This is a genomic window from Bathymodiolus platifrons methanotrophic gill symbiont, from assembly GCF_002189065.1.
Taxonomy (GTDB): domain Bacteria; phylum Pseudomonadota; class Gammaproteobacteria; order Methylococcales; family Methylomonadaceae; genus Methyloprofundus.
In genome coordinates, this window is record NZ_BDMN01000285.1 from 1 (window position 1) to 1,534 (window position 1,534).

The following is a 1,534-nucleotide window of genomic DNA, read 5'->3' on the forward strand; positions in this document are numbered from 1 at the left end:
TAGCGCTACGATTCCGACAAAACAACGGCCCTACGCCTTCTGGGGACTACCAGCCCTCGCGTTCGCTCTCCATGGCTGGCAGCGTTTGAAGCAGAAGTTGCTGGAGTAAGAATTCGTGTGCCGATGATGAATATTCATACGGTAGCTGCAGGAGGTGGGTCAGTTTTATTTTTTGATGGCATGCGTTATCGTGTTGGGCCAGATTCGGCAGGTGCAAATCCAGGTCCGGCGAGTTATAGACGTGGTGGCCCCTTAACGGTTACTGATGCTAATTTAATACTTGGGAAACTACCTGTTTTTCCAGCGGTATTTGGCAAGAATGCAGATTTATCATTAGATTCTGCAAAAGCAAAACAGCTATTTTTAGATTTATCGAAAGATATACAACGGGCTACGGGTAAACATAAAAGCCCAGAACAGATTGCTGAAGGATTTATCAGTATAGCGACTGAAAATATGGCGAATGCCATAAAGAAAATATCCGTACAAAAAGGCTATAACGTTGCTGAATATACTTTATGTTGTTATGGAGCTGCGGGTGGACAACATGCCTGTAAAGTTGCTGATAGCTTAGGTATGCAGCGCGTGTTGCTGCATCCATTTGCAGGTGTGCTGTCAGCTTATGGAATGGGGTTGGCAGATTTTAGATTATTAAAAGATAAAGCATTAGAGCAAGCTTTTGATAGTCTGAGTTATACGCAGCTGGAAGAAATGTTCGCCATTATGCAAGCACTAGGCAAGCAAGAAATGCTGGCAAAGTCCTCCACGCATCAGTCTATTGAGTTTATGAGTACAATACGTCTGCGTTATTTAGGAACCGACACAGCATTAGCTGTTACTTTTGCCGATAAAAAAACTATGCTGATAAGCTTTGAACAGGCTTACCTGAAACAGTTTGGATTTGTATATACTGGCAAAGCCTTAATTATTGAATCCTTATGCTTAGAAGTGGTCGTAAAAAATGAGCTGGTCACCCAGTCAGCTTATTTGCATAATGCTTTGCAATAGCATAATGGTACACCTTTTATGAGTACGCGGATGTTCAGTAATAACAGGCATCATGAGGCGCCGGTTTATCAACGTGATGCACTTGTGATCGGTCAGGTTATTCAGGGGGCAGCGATTATTATAGAGGCTACAGGAACCACTATTGTAGAGCCCGATTGGCAGGCACAAGTAAGTGGGCAGAAAAACCTGATCCTGACACGCTGCTGTCCAGTGCAGCGACAAGTTGCAATTGGTACGACTGTGGATCCGGTGATGCTGGAGATATTTAATAAGCTATTTATGTCCATAGCTGAACAGATGGGTTTTGTGTTACAAAATACAGCTTATTCAGTCAATATCAAAGAACGTCTTGATTTCTCCTGTGCATTATTTAATGCCCAAGGTCAGAGCACCAGACCTCTACCTTTACATAAATCCCCCCAGTTAAGTATTAAATTACATTAAAATCAACGAATAACAAACTTTTTGCCCATGAAATTCAAGTAACTCTTTTCATATCCCTCTGATTTTGTAATGATACCCTTTT

The 1,534-nt window shown here is 42.0% G+C and carries 2 protein-coding genes; both read left to right on the top strand.

From position 1 onward, the window contains the following. The first annotated feature begins 126 nt into the window (after positions 1 to 126). Entirely contained in the window at positions 127 to 1,008 is an 882-nt protein-coding gene (locus tag CDZ78_RS15220; RefSeq protein WP_244559269.1) for a hydantoinase/oxoprolinase family protein, read from the top strand. Between the two features lie 30 nt (positions 1,009 to 1,038). Next, positions 1,039 to 1,452 (top strand): hydantoinase B/oxoprolinase family protein, encoded by a 414-nt coding sequence (locus tag CDZ78_RS15225; protein ID WP_167374331.1) that lies wholly within the window; start codon positions 1,039 to 1,041, stop codon positions 1,450 to 1,452. Positions 1,453 to 1,534: the final 82 nt, after the last annotated feature.